Origin of the sequence: Coraliomargarita sinensis (assembly GCF_003185655.1) — a bacterium.
In the GTDB taxonomy this organism is placed as follows: Bacteria; Verrucomicrobiota; Verrucomicrobiia; order Opitutales; family Coraliomargaritaceae; genus Coraliomargarita_B; species Coraliomargarita_B sinensis.
On the sequence record NZ_QHJQ01000005.1, the window covers coordinates 126,626 to 144,124 of the forward strand.

At 52.9% G+C, this 17,499-nt stretch carries 16 protein-coding genes; 6 read left to right on the forward strand and 10 right to left on the reverse strand.

The window, feature by feature from the left end; genetic code table 11:
• The first annotated feature begins 46 nt into the window (after positions 1 to 46).
• Positions 47 to 1,054 carry a S1 family peptidase gene (locus tag DDZ13_RS08510; RefSeq protein ID WP_158279852.1) on the forward strand — a complete coding sequence of 336 codons (1,008 nt, stop codon included), beginning with the start codon at positions 47 to 49 and terminating at the stop codon, positions 1,052 to 1,054.
• An 18-nt stretch (positions 1,055 to 1,072) separates the two neighbouring features.
• Here DDZ13_RS08510 and DDZ13_RS08515 read toward each other — a convergent pair whose 3' ends face one another.
• The 8 genes from DDZ13_RS08515 to DDZ13_RS08550 form a co-directional block, all read right to left on the reverse strand.
• Entirely contained in the window at positions 1,073 to 2,077 is a 1,005-nt protein-coding gene (locus DDZ13_RS08515; RefSeq protein WP_110131020.1) for a L,D-transpeptidase family protein, read from the reverse strand.
• A 210-nt stretch (positions 2,078 to 2,287) separates the two neighbouring features.
• Positions 2,288 to 3,448: a sodium ion-translocating decarboxylase subunit beta gene (locus tag DDZ13_RS08520; protein WP_110131021.1), complete on the reverse strand. Its 1,161-nt coding sequence runs from the start codon at positions 3,446 to 3,448 to the stop codon at positions 2,288 to 2,290.
• Entirely contained in the window at positions 3,445 to 3,888 is a 444-nt protein-coding gene (locus DDZ13_RS08525; protein ID WP_110131022.1) for a biotin/lipoyl-containing protein, read from the reverse strand. Before DDZ13_RS08525 ends, DDZ13_RS08520 begins: the two co-directional genes overlap by 4 nt.
• Positions 3,885 to 4,271 carry an OadG family protein gene (locus DDZ13_RS08530; protein ID WP_110131023.1) on the reverse strand — a complete coding sequence of 129 codons (387 nt, stop codon included), beginning with the start codon at positions 4,269 to 4,271 and terminating at the stop codon, positions 3,885 to 3,887. Before DDZ13_RS08530 ends, DDZ13_RS08525 begins: the two co-directional genes overlap by 4 nt.
• Positions 4,272 to 4,285: 14 nt before the next feature.
• Positions 4,286 to 5,866, reverse strand: coding sequence for an acyl-CoA carboxylase subunit beta (locus DDZ13_RS08535; protein WP_233246124.1), 1,581 nt, complete (start codon positions 5,864 to 5,866; stop codon positions 4,286 to 4,288).
• A gap of 12 nt (positions 5,867 to 5,878) precedes the next feature.
• The gene (locus tag DDZ13_RS08540; RefSeq protein WP_110131024.1) at positions 5,879 to 6,166 is read right to left on the reverse strand and encodes an antibiotic biosynthesis monooxygenase family protein; all 288 of its coding nucleotides are present in this window, start codon (positions 6,164 to 6,166) and stop codon (positions 5,879 to 5,881) included.
• A 419-nt stretch (positions 6,167 to 6,585) separates the two neighbouring features.
• Entirely contained in the window at positions 6,586 to 7,740 is a 1,155-nt protein-coding gene (locus DDZ13_RS08545) for a M24 family metallopeptidase (RefSeq protein WP_110131025.1), read from the reverse strand.
• A gap of 190 nt (positions 7,741 to 7,930) precedes the next feature.
• Positions 7,931 to 9,031 (reverse strand): hypothetical protein, encoded by a 1,101-nt coding sequence (locus DDZ13_RS08550; protein ID WP_110131026.1) that lies wholly within the window; start codon positions 9,029 to 9,031, stop codon positions 7,931 to 7,933.
• Between the two features lie 129 nt (positions 9,032 to 9,160).
• Between DDZ13_RS08550 and DDZ13_RS08555 the strand changes: the two genes are divergently transcribed.
• The 4 genes from DDZ13_RS08555 to DDZ13_RS08570 all read left to right on the forward strand — a co-directional run bounded on the left by DDZ13_RS08555 (position 9,161) and on the right by DDZ13_RS08570 (position 13,970).
• Entirely contained in the window at positions 9,161 to 9,919 is a 759-nt protein-coding gene (locus DDZ13_RS08555) for an SGNH/GDSL hydrolase family protein (RefSeq protein WP_110131027.1), read from the forward strand.
• 59 nt (positions 9,920 to 9,978) lie between these two features.
• Positions 9,979 to 11,046: a WD40 repeat domain-containing protein gene (locus tag DDZ13_RS08560; RefSeq protein WP_146209309.1), complete on the forward strand. Its 1,068-nt coding sequence runs from the start codon at positions 9,979 to 9,981 to the stop codon at positions 11,044 to 11,046.
• A 182-nt stretch (positions 11,047 to 11,228) separates the two neighbouring features.
• Positions 11,229 to 11,726, forward strand: a complete 498-nt coding sequence (locus DDZ13_RS08565) for a hypothetical protein (RefSeq protein WP_158279853.1) — start codon at positions 11,229 to 11,231, stop codon at positions 11,724 to 11,726.
• A 111-nt stretch (positions 11,727 to 11,837) separates the two neighbouring features.
• Complete coding sequence (locus DDZ13_RS08570) at positions 11,838 to 13,970, forward strand: response regulator (RefSeq protein ID WP_110131030.1); 2,133 nt, start codon at positions 11,838 to 11,840, stop codon at positions 13,968 to 13,970.
• 195 nt (positions 13,971 to 14,165) lie between these two features.
• Here DDZ13_RS08570 and DDZ13_RS08575 read toward each other — a convergent pair whose 3' ends face one another.
• Positions 14,166 to 15,362: a PAS domain-containing sensor histidine kinase gene (locus tag DDZ13_RS08575; protein ID WP_158279854.1), complete on the reverse strand. Its 1,197-nt coding sequence runs from the start codon at positions 15,360 to 15,362 to the stop codon at positions 14,166 to 14,168.
• 81 nt (positions 15,363 to 15,443) lie between these two features.
• Positions 15,444 to 16,313, reverse strand: coding sequence for a helix-turn-helix transcriptional regulator (locus DDZ13_RS08580; RefSeq protein WP_110131032.1), 870 nt, complete (start codon positions 16,311 to 16,313; stop codon positions 15,444 to 15,446).
• A gap of 102 nt (positions 16,314 to 16,415) precedes the next feature.
• Here DDZ13_RS08580 and DDZ13_RS15930 point away from each other — a divergent pair, with 102 nt between their 5' ends.
• Positions 16,416 to 17,210, forward strand: coding sequence for a glutathione peroxidase (locus DDZ13_RS15930; protein WP_110131033.1), 795 nt, complete (start codon positions 16,416 to 16,418; stop codon positions 17,208 to 17,210).
• Positions 17,211 to 17,499 lie beyond the last annotated feature (289 nt).

Sequence of the window (17,499 nt, forward strand, 5' to 3'; positions counted from 1 at the left end):
CTCTGGAGCAAACGGGACAGAAACAGCGGAGGAACGCGTCGCCCGGTTGAAACGCGAGCTCATGGAGGCAGAGGCAGCTGCGGAGGCCAAGAGCAGTCCCTCTGGAAAAAGTCCCTCCGGCGGAGAAATTCCTGTCGGTGCGCTGGTTATTGTTGAAGCTAAGGAGGGGGGAGGCGGTAGTGGTTTTATCGCGGAAATGAAAGGGCGGAAGTTCTTTGTTACGAATATACATGTCTTGGCCGCAGCCCGGGGTGCGATGCTCTGGACAGTTGATGGCCAGGAGCTTCAATTGCCGGACATCGCTTTTTTAAGCAAGAAACGTGATTTGGCGATCGTTCCCTTAAACTGGACGGGGAACGCACTGATGATCTCAAATTCCCTTGCCTTTGATGATGTTTCGATCGGTGACAGGATTACGGTCATGGGTAATTCAGATGGCGCTGGTGTGGCCACAAAATTAAGAGGTGACGTTGACGGGATCGGGCCGGAAGAAATCGAGATATCCGCTAAATTTGTTCCCGGAAACAGCGGGAGTCCCATTGTTCACGACAAGCTCGGTAAAGTCATTGGCATCGTCTCTTATATGAAGGATTTGAGCCAGAAGGATAAATGGACGGAGGATTCCGAGTTGTCGGATATACGGCGTTTTGGTTTTCGTCTGGATGGTGAAATTGAGTGGCACCGTATCTCACTCGAGGATCTTTATGAGCAGGGTGAACTCTTTGCGAACTTTGAAGAGCGAACTTACCTGCTGGCACGCACAATTTACATGCTCAAGAATAAGCGCACCATTATGACAGGTTATGCCAGCCACGATTCCCTGGGATACTTGTTCGAACCGTTCGGGGAAAATTTCAGCTGGCGGCGTGGCTTGGCGTCGGCGAACAATATTCGCAAGTTGGATGATTTTGTAGACGGACTTGAGCGTGAGTTGATCTCCGACCGGAGCAGCACGAAAAAAGCGCTGAAAGTGAATTATTTTAAAGAGAGGTTCGAACAAGTGGATTCTCTTCGGGACTACTCCCAGGGAGAGTTGAAACAAGTCAGCTTCTAGCGGACTGACATTCTGGCATTAAGGTAGCACGTGAACAGGCGTGCCGACTTCAGTGGCATGGAGCAGGGTTTCCGCATTCCAGTTTGCGAGTCGGAAACATCCGCTCGATTCCGTACGCCCGACTTTCTCCGGCGAAGGAGTTCCGTGTATGCCATAGCTGGGACGGTTCAGCCCGAGCCAGACCGTGCCGACCGGATTGTTCGGTCCGGGTTGTATGATGAACTTTTTGCTGATTCCCTCGCGCGCAGCTGTCGTACCGAGGATTTCCGGATTGAATGTGTAATTGGGATTCGCAACACGAACTTTTACTATAAGTTCACCAACAGGACGTTTGGCCACATCGCGGGCGATGCTGACGGGGCAGTGGAAGATTATATTCCCGGAGGCATCAAAGGCCTGGAGCTGTCGTTTCCCGAGCCCGATGCGGATACGGCTGATTGTATCGTCAATTCGGTAAGGCGGCACGAGAGGGGCCAGCACCCTGTCGCCTGCCCGCAGGGCAGACCAGTCGAGCTCCGGGTTGATTGCACGGATGTAGTCGGGGGCTGCACTGGTTTTCTCCGCGACCATTTCGAGGATCGAGTGATAACCGTAGTGACTCAATTGGCCCCGCTCGCGCCAACTGGAGGGTTCTGGCGTCAGTCTCGATAATGCTTCTTCGGAGAGTTCGATGTAAGCATGCGTCGGCTCTTCAATCCGCAGCCATGTGGCGAGGTCGTCGTTGATCTCTCCGGTAGCATCCAGTTCCCGGCTTTTTTGAAATGCGGCCAAGGCCTGCTTCGTTTGGGTTCCCGGCGTTCCGTCGATTGAGCCGGGAGAAAACCCTAAACGGGTCAGAGCAATTTGCAGCTCTACCGTATTTTCAACGGGACGTCCCGGTGGCGGAATATTCTCTTTCCATGAAAAGTCGTCCGGCCCGAGTAAAAAATAGACCGATGCGAGAAGTATCCCGACAAGACTCAACTGCAGAATCAATCGAGCGGTTGTTTTCAGATTTCCGGATTTCGCCTTTCTCGTCTTCAAGGTTATGAATGTGATTTACTGAACATTCCCTGGTCGAGCAATTTGAAATTTTTTATGCCCTTGTATCCAATCGCCGGGTCTTGCCAGGCTTGGCTCAGAGCTTTGTCGATCGTTTACCCCCCACAAATAAGTAAGAACGTCAGCACGCCAATGATAACCTTTAGGTAATCTTCGTTTGCTTTGTTGATCGGTTTATGTTGCCCGGTGTGGCTATGTGAGCACGGACCAGAGGATACCTGCCGCAATGGCCGAGCCGATCACGCCGGAGACATTAGGAGCCATGGCATGCATGAGGAGGAAGTTGTTCGGGTCGGACTCGCGGCCGATCATTTGCACGACCCGTGCAGAATCCGGCACGGCGGAGACACCGGCGGCCCCGACCAATGGATTGATTTTTTCCTTGAGAAATAAATTCATGAATTTTGCGAAAAGCACCCCGCCTATGGTTGCCATGCAAAAGGAGAGGGCGCCGAGTATGAAAATGAGTAGAGAATCTCCAGAGAGAAAGCCCTTGTTTACCAGTTCGCCATCCACCTCGATCATGCGGACGGCCTGGGTACTGGCCCCGACTGAGAAGCCGAGTAGGATCGTTACAATGTCGATCATGGCGTTACGGGCCGAGTTCGCGAGACGATCGGTCACGCCGGATTCCTTGAGCAGATTACCGAAGAAGAGCATGCCGAGCAGGGCCATGGATCCCGGAGCGATCAATACACAGATGAGAAAGGCGGCCACCGGGAAAATAATGCGCACCCGTTGTGACACCTCCTTTGGAGGCTTCATATGGATTTTACGCTCCATTTCGCTCGTCAGCATTTTCATGATCGGAGGCTGGATGACCGGCACCAGTGCCATGTAGGAATAGGCCGCAATCGCAATGGCACCGAGCAAATGAGGGGCAAGTTTGGCGGAGAGAAAAATCGCGGTGGGGCCGTCCGCACCTCCGATAATTCCGATCGCACCGGCTTCTTGTGCGTTAAAGCCGAGCGTTAAGGCACCGAGAAAAGTGAGAAAGATGCCCACTTGGGCAGCAGCTCCGAGTAGGACCAGCTTCGGGTTGGAAAGCATGGTGGAAAAATCGGTCATCGCACCGATTCCGAGAAAAATGAGAGGAGGGAACAGGCCTTCCTTCACCCCAAAATAGATGTAGCTTAAAACGCTGCCGCTATCATAAACGCCGAGCGGCATCCCGCTCATGTGGGGAATATTACCGACGAGTATGCCGAAGCCGATCGGTAGCAGAAGCAAAGGCTCATACTCTTTTGTGATCGCCAGGGTGATGAAGATCAGGCCAATCACGATCATGACCGCGTAGCCCCAAGTCAGACCTGAGAGTCCGGTCGATTCGAAGAACTGGAAAAGCTGGCTCATTCCAATTCCACCAACACTTGTCCCTGGCTGACAGGATCTCCGGCTTTTACATGGAGTTTTGCGATATTACCGGCACGCGGCGCGGTAATGCGGTTCTCCATTTTCATGGCTTCCATTTTTAAAAGATCCTGTCCTGCGGTCACGGTTTCACCGACCTTGACATAGATTTCCAGGATGCCCCCCGGAATGGGGGCGGAGACAGAATCGGCGGAAACGCTCCCACTCATGGCCGGAGTGCTCGGGGGGTGGGCGACCGGTTTTGAGGCACCGCTTTGCGACGAGGTCGAGGGGTGTCGTTCGTGGCTCTTCATCTGGCGGATACTGTGTATCTCGACCGAGTATTGTTTGCCGTCGATTTCAACTTCGGCCCTATCGCCGGAAAGTGATTTAAGGCTGAGGACAAAATCCTGACCGTCGACGTTAAGGTGATATTCTTTCATCGTGGACCTCCCCGTATCGGCGTGTGGCTGGAAAGCGAGCGCATCTGTCCGGCTTGTCGCCAGATGGATTCCGTCCCTGAACGACGTATGGTAATGCGTTGGATCGTGCTTCCGTCCTCGGGGCGCATGGCATCTTCCAGGACCATAGCAATGGCCGCAACGATGGCTTTCTCCCTCCGTTCCATATCATCGTGCGCGTCCTTGCTTTTGCTGGCGTCAGGCTTGCGCCTCCGTGAGGCATCCAAAAGGTGTAAGGCCTTCGGTAGAACAATGATCATGCAACTAACCGCGAGCAGCCCCAAAAAGACAATCGCCATGCCGATGAGCGAGATGGTTAGTCCGTCATTATCCGGAATATTTCCCGGATCGAAGTTGAATTTCATTATACTCTATGGGCTTACAGTGGCATGTTGGCGTGCTTGCGCACCGGTTCGCTGACTTGTTTGTTCTCCAGCATGATGAGTGCTTTGATAATACGGAACCGTGTATTTCTCGGGCGTATGATATCGTCGACGTAACCACGACGGGCAGCGACATAGGGGTTGGTGAAGTTCCCGGCATACTCGCGCTTGTGCCGTTCAAGCTTTTCGTTGGCCTCCTCGGGCGATTGGGCTTCGCGAAGTTCTCTGGCGTAGAGGATTTCCGCTGCGCCACCGGCTCCCATCACGGCAATCTCGGCGCTGGGCCAGGCGTAGTTGATATCGCCGCCGAGGTGCTTGGAATTCATGACGCAGTAGGCGCCTCCGTAAGCTTTGCGCGTGATGATAGTGATTTTGGGCACGGTGGCTTCGGCAAAGGCGAAGAGTAGTTTGGCCCCGTTGCGAATGATACCTCCGTATTCCTGAGCGGTGCCGGGCAGGAAGCCGGGCACATCCTCGAAAACGACCAGCGGGATATTAAAGGCATCGCAGAAACGAACGAAACGGGCACCCTTGATTGAGGCGTCATTATCCAGGGTGCCTGCGAGATGTGCCGGGTTGTTGGCGACGACGCCGGCCGAATGCCCGCCATAGCGACTAAAGCCGACGACGAGATTGGGTGCGTAGCCGGACTGGATTTCAAAAAATATCCCGTCGTCGACCGTTTCCCGAATCACATCTTTGATGTCGTAAGCTTCGTTTGCGTTGTCGGGAATGATATGGTCCAGGGCCACGGACATGCGCTCAAACGGGTCTTCCGTCGCTTTGATCTCCGGAGGCAGCATGTTGTTTTGGGGTAAAAAGCTCATCAATTCGCGGATGCCGCTGAGCGCTGCTTCTTCGGATTCATAGGCCAGGTGAGCAACCCCGCTCCGCGTGGCGTGGATTTGTGCGCCACCCAGAGAGTCGATATCGACTTCCTCATGGGTAACGGCCTTGACCACTTTCGGCCCAGTCAGGAACATGTAGCTGGTATTTTCCACCATGATAACAAAGTCCGTCAAAGCTGGGGAATAGACCGCACCGCCCGCACATGGCCCCATGATGCAGGAGATTTGCGGGATGACCCCGGAAACATCGACATTACGCTGGAAGATTTCGGTATATCCGGCGAGGCTCTCAATCCCTTCCTGGATGCGTGCGCCGCCCGAGTCATTGAGTCCGATGATCGGGGCGCCGTTGCGGAGCGCCATGTCCATTACCTTGCAGATCTTTTCGGCAAAGGTCTCCGAAAGTGACCCTCCGAGTACGGTAAAGTCTTGAGAGAAGACAAAGACCAGACGTCCGTCGATCGTGCCATAGCCGGTTACCACACCGTCCCCGGGGTAGACCTTTTCCTGCATGCCGAAGTCGGTGCAGCGGTGGGTCTTGAACATGTCGAATTCCTCGAAACTGTCTGCATCCAGAAGATACTCGAGGCGTTCGCGAGCAGTCATGCGATTGGCCGCATGCTGCTTGTCGATACGCGCCTGCCCACCGCCCAGTCGGGCCTGCTCGCGCAGTTTCGCCAACTCGCGGTTTCGGTCCAAACGCATCGCATTGGAATCCGGGTCGCTCATGGGGGGAATCGATTAACTTTGGTAATAGACCTGGTAGAGTGTTTCCTCCCCGAGGCAGGCATCCACTCGTGACTGGATTGCAGCGCGCTGGGGGCTCTGTAGCCACTGGTTCCAGTGTTCCAGTGAATCCCAGGTGCTGATAACAAGATGCTCCTTGGGGTCATCCACGCGGATCAGGGTTTCACCCGAAATGTATCCGGGCTGTTTCAAGGCACAGCTCCTTAGCTCAATCAGCAGGGGCGTGGCTTTTTCAGTAATTTCTACCGGCACTTGGCGGAGTATGATCGCTTTGACTGACATAGTGCTCCATGGTTTGGGGTTAGACGGCAATGACTCTCTGACGTCAAAATCATAACCAACTTTCGGCTAATGATTCAAAGCAAAAACGCTCTGATGCGGATAAAATCCAGGCATCTTCAAGTCGGTATTAGTAGGAATTATACGAAACTACCGAAGAAGCACTTGATTTCGGATTAAGCCTTCAGCGTGCGTCGTGGTAAAACGACGATTCGCTCATTACCCCTCATTTACGTGACGGTGTGTCCATCACTTACCGCAATCGATGCTTTGACCTTGTACAGTCGTGAAGTAATCGGGCCAGGTCTGCCGTGAGCTTGATGATCAGATCGTCGTGGACGGGCTTCCGTTTTGCTGCATCTGAAAATAAATATCGTTTTGTACAATGGCCACACTTGGTGGTTGAGTCTGGCCAGCATTCTCTAATCTCTCCAGTTCAATCCTTCATGCAAGAGTGAGAGAATTTTATGTCCGTTTTCCGTAGCGAGGACCATGTCCTCAACTCGGACGCCCCCAAGGGTCGAGGAGTAAAGCCCGGGCTCGACCGTGAAAATCTCATTTTCCAGTATCTCACCGGCGCCGTCGTCCAATAAAATCGGCTCGTGCACTTCGAGGCCGATGCCGTGCCCGGTGCCATGGCGCATGGTCGGCACAGTTACATCATGCCGGGTTTCTCCACGTGCCATGGAGTAACCACGGGCTTTGATGACCTCCGTGGTCGCAAGGTGTACGGCCTCACCGGTGGTACCTGCTTTGAGCGCAGCGCATCCGGCGACTTTGGCTTCGCAGACCGTTGCATGCATTTGAACGAGTTCGTCGGAGGGTGTCCCGTTCACTACGGTTCGGGTCATGTCTCCGTTGTAGCGGGTGGCATTATCCATGGGGAAAATGTCGACGATCACAGGCAGGTCGGCTTTGAGCGGTCCGGCCCCGAAGTGGTGGCAGTCAGCCACGCTGGGGATGGTAACGACCATGGAGTCATGTGCATTGGAAAAGTTGCGCTCGACCAGAAAGGCCGTGATCATCGAACGCAACCGCTCGGAAGTGAGTAGGGAGCCTTCGTGTTGCAGGAGCCCGTTACGGTCTGGCTTGGCATGGGCAATCGTCCGGCAGGCGAAGGTCACGGCTTCCCCGGTCACTGCTTGCGCGTGGCGCAGGTGCTCAATCTCTTCCTCGCCTTTGCTGCGTCGGTTGGCCACTCCCAGTTCGGGAGAATACTCGATCGCGATGCCGGCTTCCCCTATAAAATGGGCGTAGAGATAAGGCAGGCTGCGATCCACTGTAATGACTGTTTCGCCGGCTTGTTTTAAACATTCAGCGGTTGCCTGTGCCAGCGCGGTATCACGGTCGCCTGAAAGGCCGTCGGTTGGTGCAAAGTCGGCCGCACAGCAGACCCGGTCGGTACGGACAGTCGAACGGGCACGGTCCATTTCGATGTCACGAACGATATAAACCGAGTTTCCGTCTGAAAAGTCGATGATCACCGAGGCATCCGGGGCGAGAAAACGAATGCGGTGGAAGAGGGTGGCATTGCTGGAGGAATGTCCGGCAAGGACTGAGGTTTGAATTGAATCCATAAAAAAATATGACCTCAAAAGTCGGATAGGAGCGGAGGAAAATCAATCCACATTAAACCAAAGGATCTTCAGCCTTTATCATTTTCCGAGGGGCCCTGCTTCGATAAGGAAGCGGTTTTTTACTGTAGCAGCGGCTCGTAAGGCCCATGATTTACCTCAGCCCAACAATGGTTAAGATAAATGGAAGCTTTTATTCGATAGACGACAGTCGCTGACGCCTGGTAATTATTTTCAGGCAGAAAACGGTGATCCCGCACTCCAAACCGAAAAGAAGGTAGCCGAGGTAGCCGCTGATGGGCATTTCAAAGAGATAAAAAGCTTCGAAAAAGGGAATTTGGTATTCCCACTTGGGCATAGCGTAGAAATTCCAGAGCTCCCAGAAGAAGCCGCAGAGCAGGGCCGCGAGCGCCCAGAAACAAAATTCGCGCCAGTCACCATGACTGATTTCAGGCCAGGGCAAGCGGTGGTCGGTCATCAGTTCAAGACAGATCCAGATACCCAGTGGGCCGACCCAGAGAAAAGGAAAGAAGAGTTCGGGAGCGAAGCCGATAGCAGTAAGGGAAAAAGCAAAGAAAGCCAGTCCTATGGAGCCGGATAAGTATGGGGCCCGCATTTTCAGTTCTGGCCCGGCGAGAAAACGGCTTTGAAGGCGTGGAAAGCTGCCAAGCCACAGACGCACGCTGTAAACCGCTGGTAGTACGGTGGCAAAGCAAAGGCTGGCATGAACCAGATACTCAGTGCTGCCGATATCGCCGGCATCTAGATAGATCCAGTTGTCGACAAAACGGTTGAGATATTCAAACAGCCACCAGAACGCAGCACTCGCGGGAAACAGGGCGAGAAAGAATCCGGTTTCGCGGGCCAGGGGGCAGCGACCGGTCCGTTGGTGGAGCAGGGCGTTGATCGTAATGATAAAACCCATCCACAGTGGCGGGAAGCTGTAGCGCCGAAGCCATTCGACGGAGGTCGGCATCCACGCTAATATCCAGAATAACGCCACCAGTGTGACGCCGATCCAGCCCCAGCGTGGGAACGCCCGTCCGGCTTTGGGTTGATTGACATCATGCGCCGGCTTGGCCCGAACGAGCCATACACCCAGAAGACCAAAAAACAGCAGCCAGATACCAATAAATGCGGCCCATTGGAAATCCGGGTAGTTACGCTTTTGGCCCTCCGGGGGAATTTCGAGGTAAGACATGACGGAGTCACCCGCCAGTAATGCGCCTACGAGTGGCAGAAGGAGCGTGAGTCCCAGTGTCATCGCGGCGCGCATGAGCATTTGACTTTTCATCTTGGCGGACAGCAAATCCCACACTGGATCATACCACTGCTTGAATCAATTCAACTGTGCTTGCCGAAGACTCCTTCAAGGCGTATCTATTATCAATCTCTTCAACAAAACACTGCTTTAATTTTTCCCATGCCCCAAAAAAGAACCGCTACGTCCTCTGATTTATTCTCACGCCGCTCCCTTCTCAAGCAAGGTTTGGCCTTGGGGGCTTTCGGTGCCATGAGTCCCTTGCCAACCTATGCCAAGGAAAGCCCGTCGCCGATTAAGCTGCAAAAAGGTGACGTTATTCTTTTTCAGGGCGACTCCATCACGGATGCGGGAAGAAAAAAAGAAGTCGGGCATGCCAATCATACTGGTGCACTCGGCAAGAGTTACGCGGCCATGCTCGCGGGACAACTTCATGCAGCTTATCCTGGATTGGACCTGCAGATTTATAATCGCGGCATAAGCGGCAACAAGATCCCCGACCTGGCCGCGCGCTGGCATAATGACGCCATCGATCTTAAGCCGAAGGTCCTCAGCATTCTCGTGGGCATCAATGACCTCTGGCATACGGTTGCCTTCGGTTCGAAATACAAAGGAACGGTGGAGGATTATGAAACCGGCTACAGGGAACTAATCGAACGCTCCCAAAAAGAGATTCCCGGGGTAAGGATTGTCATCTGTGAACCTTTTGAACTGCGCAATTGGAAAGAGTTCGACCCCTATCGGGAAGCGGCCAAAAGGGTGGCAGAGGAAAAGCACCTGACTTTTGTGCCTTTTCACTCCGAATTTCAGAAGGTGGCGGAAAACCCGAATTCCAAGTTTTGGGCCTGGGATGGGATTCACCCGACAATTCCGGGGCATGCCCTGATGTGTGAGGTCTGGAGAGAAGTCGTCGGGATTTAGATCTATTCGTACGGTTTATTTTTGGCTCTCGAAGAAGTAGGGCGCATTGGTTTAGAAATATGCCACCACCGCAAATTCAGCTCGAATCGTCTATTCCTGAAATCGCTCCCAGAACAGACGGGCCGGAACTTTTAGTCGAGCATGAGGGGCGGATGAAGCGACTCGGTAGCGATGGTCGCGAAATTCATGATTTCGGGCAAGTGGGTCCGGTGGCATGTCCGGTTGCGTATGATCCGGTCAGTAGAAAAGCCTATCGTTACGTCTGCGCCTCCGGTTTTTCCTCGATGAAAGACTTCAGTCAGATTCGTGCTTTCTCAATGCAGTCAGGAGAAGTATCCGTGGTTCAGGAATTGCCGCTGAATCAATGGGTTCTCTGGTTTCTCGAGTGGGTAAAATCAGCCGACGGGAAAAATGGCCAGTTATTGGGGATATGGGCAACCGATCGACCGATCGACGGACAGGTGTGTATTGAGCATCGGCTTTTCGTGATCGATCCGGATGACCCGAATCCTAAGTTTCGTCCCCTATGTCGGGATGCCTACAAACCACTGGCATTTTGTCGCCGACGTCGAACCATGGCCTTTTCCGGGGCCGAGGGTGCTTATCTTGTCGGTTTGCGGGGGGAACGGATCGCCAGCCTGGGCGCGGATCAATTGGATACCGCCCATGGCGGATCCTTCGATCCTTCGGGTCGGCCGCAAGTTGCTCTGGGCGGTAATGGCATTCACCTGTGGAATTTCGAGACGAACAGTTGCTCCCGGTTCACCCGTCACGGACGCCACCCGGTCTGGTCGTCGGACGGTCAGTCTCTCTGGTATGCGGGAAGTAGCGCGGCACTTATGCGCTATGACTTCGAGACAGGACGTGATGAAACGGTTATCGCTATACAGCCGGACCGCTTCCCCGATTTTTGGAAGAGTCGGGCACCTGCGATCAGTCGCTGTGGGCGCTTCCTTGCCGCTATGCTTTCAACGAAACGATTGAAAGGCGTCACCCAGCGTGCCGGTGGGATTGAAACAAGGGAACGTATCTTTTCTGCAGACAACTGCTTATGTATTCTTGATCTACAAAGAGCTGGATTTTGGCGGATAGAGGGATCTTACTATTCTGCATTCCGGTGGATTTAAATGTGGTTGGGGACTTCCCGCAAGCCAGTCTGCGTTATCTATAATTTGAGCACTTGATCGTGATCATTTCATAAAACTATACTGATCTGATGATGCGTCTTCGATCGTTTGCAAAGGCTGGGCCAGGTACATGTCATGCGCTCATACGGGGCGTGCTCTGGTTAGCCATACTCGGCTTCAGTATGAACACCGACTTATTGGCGGAGGAAATGCAAAAGGTTGACGCTCCTTCTTTCTATGGAGAAATTCTTGAGTTGGAAGTGGCAACGGACTCATTGGCTTTGGTCGTCGATGTCTCATCGAGCATGCGTCCGTTTCTTCCGACAATACGCAGCGAGCTTCGGGAGCAAACTCCGAGAAACCCGACGCTCCATGTCAATGGATGTGGAGTCGAAAAGCCTGATCCGCGACCACAAATTGTTGATGGGGTTGCCCCGGAAACCATTACCGCAATCGATACCCTCGCTACAGTCACCACGGCTAAGGCCATACTTTGGATTACCGATATGGCAGACCCTCCCAATGTGGCTGGAGTGGAGAGTCTAAAAGAAGTGCTTCGCAGGTACGGTCTCCAGTTGTATCTGATCTGCGTGACGAATGGACCACCGCCTTCGATTGAAAAATTACTGGTGGACATGGAAGGGCACTGGGTGGTACTCGAACCAAAGAACTTGCGCTAAAAGATATGGATACTGCAATCCGCAAGTTCGGCGTTGTTGAAGTCCGGGGCTCATCCGGCTAACGCTTGCATTTAAACAGTTATTGGGCATTAGTTAGGGACTCCAATTCTGATGTCCGATGCCTTACCGCAATACCGTCCTGACAAGCCGGTTTTTAGTTATCATTTTTTGATACCGAACATTATTAGCATCAAGTTAGCTGCCTTTGCTTGTTTTCTAACATTCTTTTTTTTCGCCGGGGTAAACGGGAAGATCATTCGTGTCGGTGCCTATCAAAACCCGCCGAAGATTTTCATCAGTCCAGAAGGGAATGTGGAAGGCTTCTTCCCGGATCTGGTGAGGGCAATCGCAGCCGAAGAGGGTTGGGAGGTCGATTGGGTGCGCGCCGAGTGGCCGGATTTGCTCTCGATGATTGAACGCGGAGAAATCGACTTGCTAGTCGATGTGGCGCGCAATCCAGAACGTGCGAAACTTATGGCATTTAGCGACCAGGTGGCCTTGTCCAACTGGACGACGTTCTATTCGCGGAAGGGTGAACCGGCGGTGGTGTCATTCGGTGATCTCGAAGGCGTTCGTCTTGGAGTGTTACGTGGGTCGGTCCAAGTGCCCGAGCTGGAGAGGCAGGCGCGCAATGATGGTGTTCAATTTGAGCTGGTGCCATTTAGTAACTACCGAGAATTGTTTCTTTATTTGCAGGAGGGATTGATTGACGTGGGCACCGTCAACTACACCGCAGGGCGTTGGTATGCGCGGAAATTTCCTGGTGTCCGTGAAAACTCAATTGTTTTCCAGCCGGTAGGTTTACACTTTGCCGCTAGCCGGGATGCGGCGTCAAAATTGTTGCCGGTAATCGACATGAATTTGGCTCGCATGAAGGCCGATCCCGGATCGGCTCATCATCAAGCGATTGTTCGTTGGTTAAGCCCTCCCAATAATACCCTCACACTGTTTTGGGTACGCGTCGGTCCCTGGCTTTTGGGAGGCGTACTCATCGCGTTGTCCCTGATATGGATTTTTCGTCAATTGTTGCGCCAACGAACTGCGGAATTGAGTGCTCATGTTGAAGAGCTGGAAATTGCCAGAAAACAGGCAGAGGCTGCGAACCGTGCCAAAACTGAATTCCTTGCGGTCATGAATCACGAATTACGCACGCCGCTGAATTCAATTATCGGGCCGACCGAATTACTTCTTGAAGCGACATCCGACCCGGAAAAAAGAGAACTCCTCGATATGGTCCATCATTCCGGAAAACATCTGCACGGGCTAATTCGGAATATTCTGGAACTATCAAGTATCGAGGCTGGCCGGGTTCCGGTCGTCAAAGAGTGGTTCGCGCCGAAATCTCTCGTCGACCGGATTGTTAGGTCTCATCGAGTGCAGGCGGAACGAAAGGGGCTCTTCCTCGACTGTGACGATGCGGCCTTTGCCGATATCTGTGTTGAGTCGGACCCAAAGTTAATCACTCAAGTTTTACTGAATTTACTGCAGAATGCATTGAAGTTTAGTGCTTCCGGAGGAGTGACAATACGATGTTCGCTAAAGTCGGACGCTGAGGACGATAAACCGCAGTCGCTCGCTATTGAGGTAGTGGATACCGGGCCGGGAGTTCCTCTTGCCTATCGGGAGAAGATTTTTGAGCGTTTTCAGCAAGCGGACATGTCGACTTGCCGCCAGCATGAAGGTACCGGACTTGGGCTTACCATAAGTCGTGATATCGCGGCATTATTGGGAGGTACCCTGGAATTATCTGAATCGTCTCCCTCCGGTAGTATATTTTGCTTAAGTATTCCCGCTCGTGTGGAACGCTCAAAAGAGCCCGCGCAAACATATGAGATACCCAGTCTGCAGGATTTCGGTAATGATAGCGCAACTGGTTTCTCGATTCTGATTGTGGAGGATGATCCAGACAATGCCAAGGTGCTTGAAGCCTATTTAGACAAGCTGGGGCATAAGCATGAACTGGCCACAAGTGGCGAGAAGGCTTTGGTGGCAATGAAACGACGTTCTTTTGATATCGTACTCATGGATGTTCGTTTGCCTGGAATGAGTGGTATTGAGGTGACCCAACATATCCGAAGTCATCCCGAACTCGATCAGCCAATTATTATGGGCCTGACGGCGGACGCAATTGATTCTCAAAGAGACGCCTGTCTGGGGGCTGGGATGAATGCATTTCTGACCAAGCCACTGACAATTGGAGGTTTGAATCAAGCCTTACGAGCCAGCCTGCCAGGCGTTCGGTAGTTTGGGACGTACAAGATACTTCGCGGTCCTGCTTCGTCGATGCCATGGCATCCTCCAATTTCCGAATTCCCGCTTCAATTTTTGACCGGAAGCTTTTCTGGGCGATGTTGTCCATGCACCAGGTGACTAGCCTACGGCCCGGTTCAAGTGTGGAAAAAATCTTCAATCTAAGGCGATGTTTCTGCCGGTCGGGTATCAGTTAACTTTTTGCTGCGATTGATGAAAAGCTGTCTGTATAAGCGACTTTTCGAGACTACCGGATGTGACGACTTCCTGACTGGGAATCGAAAAGTAGAATCGGGAGCCTCGACCGAAATGGCTGGAAAAACCGATTTCACCGCCCAGTAAATCGACCAGTCTTTTGACAATGGAAAGTCCCAGCCCCATGCCCTCATGCGCGCTCGAGTAAGATGAATCGACACGACTGAAGGCATCGAAGAGACTTTCTTTCTTATCATCCGGTATCCCGAGCCCGGTGTCTTCAACCGCAAAATAAAACCAGCACTTTTCGTGGTCGTATTTACTGCCCAGGTAAAGCTGTATTTTGCCTCGCTCCGTATATTTCGCAGCATTTGTCAGCAGGTTGCTCAAAATTTGCTGAAGCATTCCCAAATCCGTCTTGATAATGTGCCCCGCATCCACTGGGCCATAACCATCTTTCGTGTAGGGCAGCAATTTGAGTTGATTCCCGGTGTTGAGCTGGTCGATTTCTCGGAGCAGTTGCTGGCAGATGAGGATTGGCGCAAAACTTCTGTGATCGGCCGAGATGGACCCTCGTTCCAGTCTGGTAAACTCGAGCAGTTTGTCGATTAGGTTCAACTGCCGCTCCGCACCGGATTGGATTGCCTGAACATATTCCCTTTGCTCCTCGCTGAGATCACCTTGCTCCAGCAGCGAGGTGAATCCGAGTATGGGATTCAGTGGCGTTCGTAAATCATGGCTGACCATTCCCAGGAAATCTGTTTTCGCCCGATCCGCGGCTTCAGCTTCTTCTTTTGCTGTACGCAAGTTTGCCTCACGTTCCATCTGCGGGGACGCATCAATAAAAACGCCCCGTGAAATTAGTTGTCCGGCTTCATCCGTCGCGCTCAATGCGACAATATGCTGAATCCAGGCAATCGATCCGTCGGCACAATATATGCGGTAGTACAACTCGTGCTCGACCCTTTGTTCGGTCTGCTCCGTGCAAAATTTCATGACCGCTTCCCGGTCTTCAGGATGAATGATCGACCGCCAGAAACCAGCTTCATGCCAGCGTTCGGCGGGGTAGTCCAGAATGTCGGCCACCTTTTCTGAAATGGTGATAAAACGCTGCTCCGTCCAATTAAAGGCCCACGAAATAACTGCTGTCGAAGAATACTGTCCTAGTTTGTCCGGCGTGTGTCTCATCATCAAGTGGTGCATTTTAACACGCACGGGGTAGATCGCATACCCCACCAAAGTGGGGTGGCGTATTCGGAGCTTATACCAGGATTAGGCGGAACGCACCGGGACGAGCGCGCGAGGCAGTTGATCGCCCGTCGGGCGAGCCGCATCCATGTGCGTCACGCGTAGCGCCCACAGGGCCGCACTCAATCGGTTGGAAACGCCAATTTTTGACAGGATCCGGCTGACATATTCTTTGATGGTATCGACCGAAAGGGTGAGCGTTTCAGAAATTTCCAGGTTTGATTGTCCTGCGGAAACCAATGTGAGTACGTCAGCCTCGCGTACCGTTAAGCCTGCGCGCATTAAAGCCGCCGGATTGGCGTTTCTGGCTGTTGAACGGTTGTGGGCCAATGCAAGATTGCGCCCGCTGGAGAGCAGCGACTGAGACATCTGTAACAGCATCTTTTCATCGGAACTGAAGTCCGAAGCCCCTTTGCGCTCGATGCCGAAAAAGGAGACCTCTCCGTCGACTCCGGGGACGTGGACCGCACAGTGGTTGTCGACCCCCAAAGGTTGCATGGTCAACGAGTAGACTGCGGTTTGGCGAAACTCGCGCGCAGTGTAAAAATCACTACGGGAAAATGGTTTTCCCTGGTTAACTGTGGGATCCCAGTTATAAAGAGCGTAGTCCTGCATATGTTGCCCCAGCGCCTCCATCGCCTGTGCGAAGTTGGGCAATACGTGGTTCGCTCCGATTTCCAGGTGCCCCTCATCCAGGTGCAGGGTTCCGAAGGCAATAAACTCGTTGGGTATGAGCCGGTTGATAAAATCGTATGCCCGCTCGGCATAATTCTGCGGGCCGAGGTCCGGTTTCAAGAACACCTCCGATGCCTCCAAAAATTCTTTAATTTTTTTGTCGGGCAACGCCATGGGTACCACCAGTCCAAAGTTGAGCCCGATGAAGTCAATGACCAAACATACTGCATCCAGGCCCGAATATCGCCTGGTTCTTAAAAGAGACTGGCGTTTTCTGCTTCAAGTTTGACAACAGGGTGGTGTGGAACGACTTATTCAACCATGAGGATTTTCACTTTTCTAACCGCTCTTCTTCTAGCTCAAGCAGCCGCTGTGGCCGCTAACTCCATCTACGAGATGACGCTCAAGACTATTGAAGGCGAAGAAGTGACGCTTGCTCAATATAAGGGAAAAACATTACTCATCGTCAACGTAGCTTCCAAGTGTGGTTTGACGAGGCAATATGGGGGATTGGAGGCGCTTTACCAAAAATACAAAGACCGGGGGCTCGTGGTGCTCGGCTTCCCTTGCAACCAGTTCGGCGGTCAGGAGCCGGGCACGAACGAGGAGATTCAGGAATTTTGCTCGAGGAAGTTCAGTGTGACTTTCCCGATGTTCGATAAAATCGAGGTGAACGGTACCAATCGCTCGCCGCTTTACGAACGACTGGCGGGGCCATCTTCCCCCTTTGCCGGGAAAATTAAATGGAATTTCACCAAGTTTCTCATCGGAGGCGACGGCACCATTCTACAGCGCTTCGAGCCCCGGGTGGCTCCGGATGCTTCGGAGATGATCGCAGCCATCCAAGCATCGCTCGGTTCTTCGACGCCTCCCGATGCTAAGGTTGCCTCGATGAAAGAAGAGCCGAACGGACCAGCGCAGGTCTATGCGGACCGCATCGCGGTGCTTCGTGGTCTCTTGGATCAATTGGAAAAGGGTGAGTCGGAGGCTGTCTCGGATAGCCCGCATGCTGAAAGACTCAGCGATCCCGAACTGATTCGACAGGCCATCCGCCAACTCAAAGCAGGCGAAGATATCTGCACCCGTTGCCTCATGGCTTGCGGCGGAGCGAGCTGAGTCGGCGCGTCCCACTACGGACGATGTGAGGAGTAGACGCGCGCTTCTAGTCGCTTACCATGAGTCCTCAGTGGCAGGATGCCGCTGCTACTTGCACCTGATCCAAATCCTCGGGTTCAAGTTCGGGATACTCCGCAAACAGGTCCTCGCGCTTAGGATAGGCCGGCATCTTCTGCCCGGCAGAGCCGGGGACCGCTTATTCTCCCTAATTTTACGCTTATGAGCTGAGGTGGGGATTTTAAGTCTATAGCGATGCGACGAGAGTCGCGTCGATGGGGGATTTTTGAAG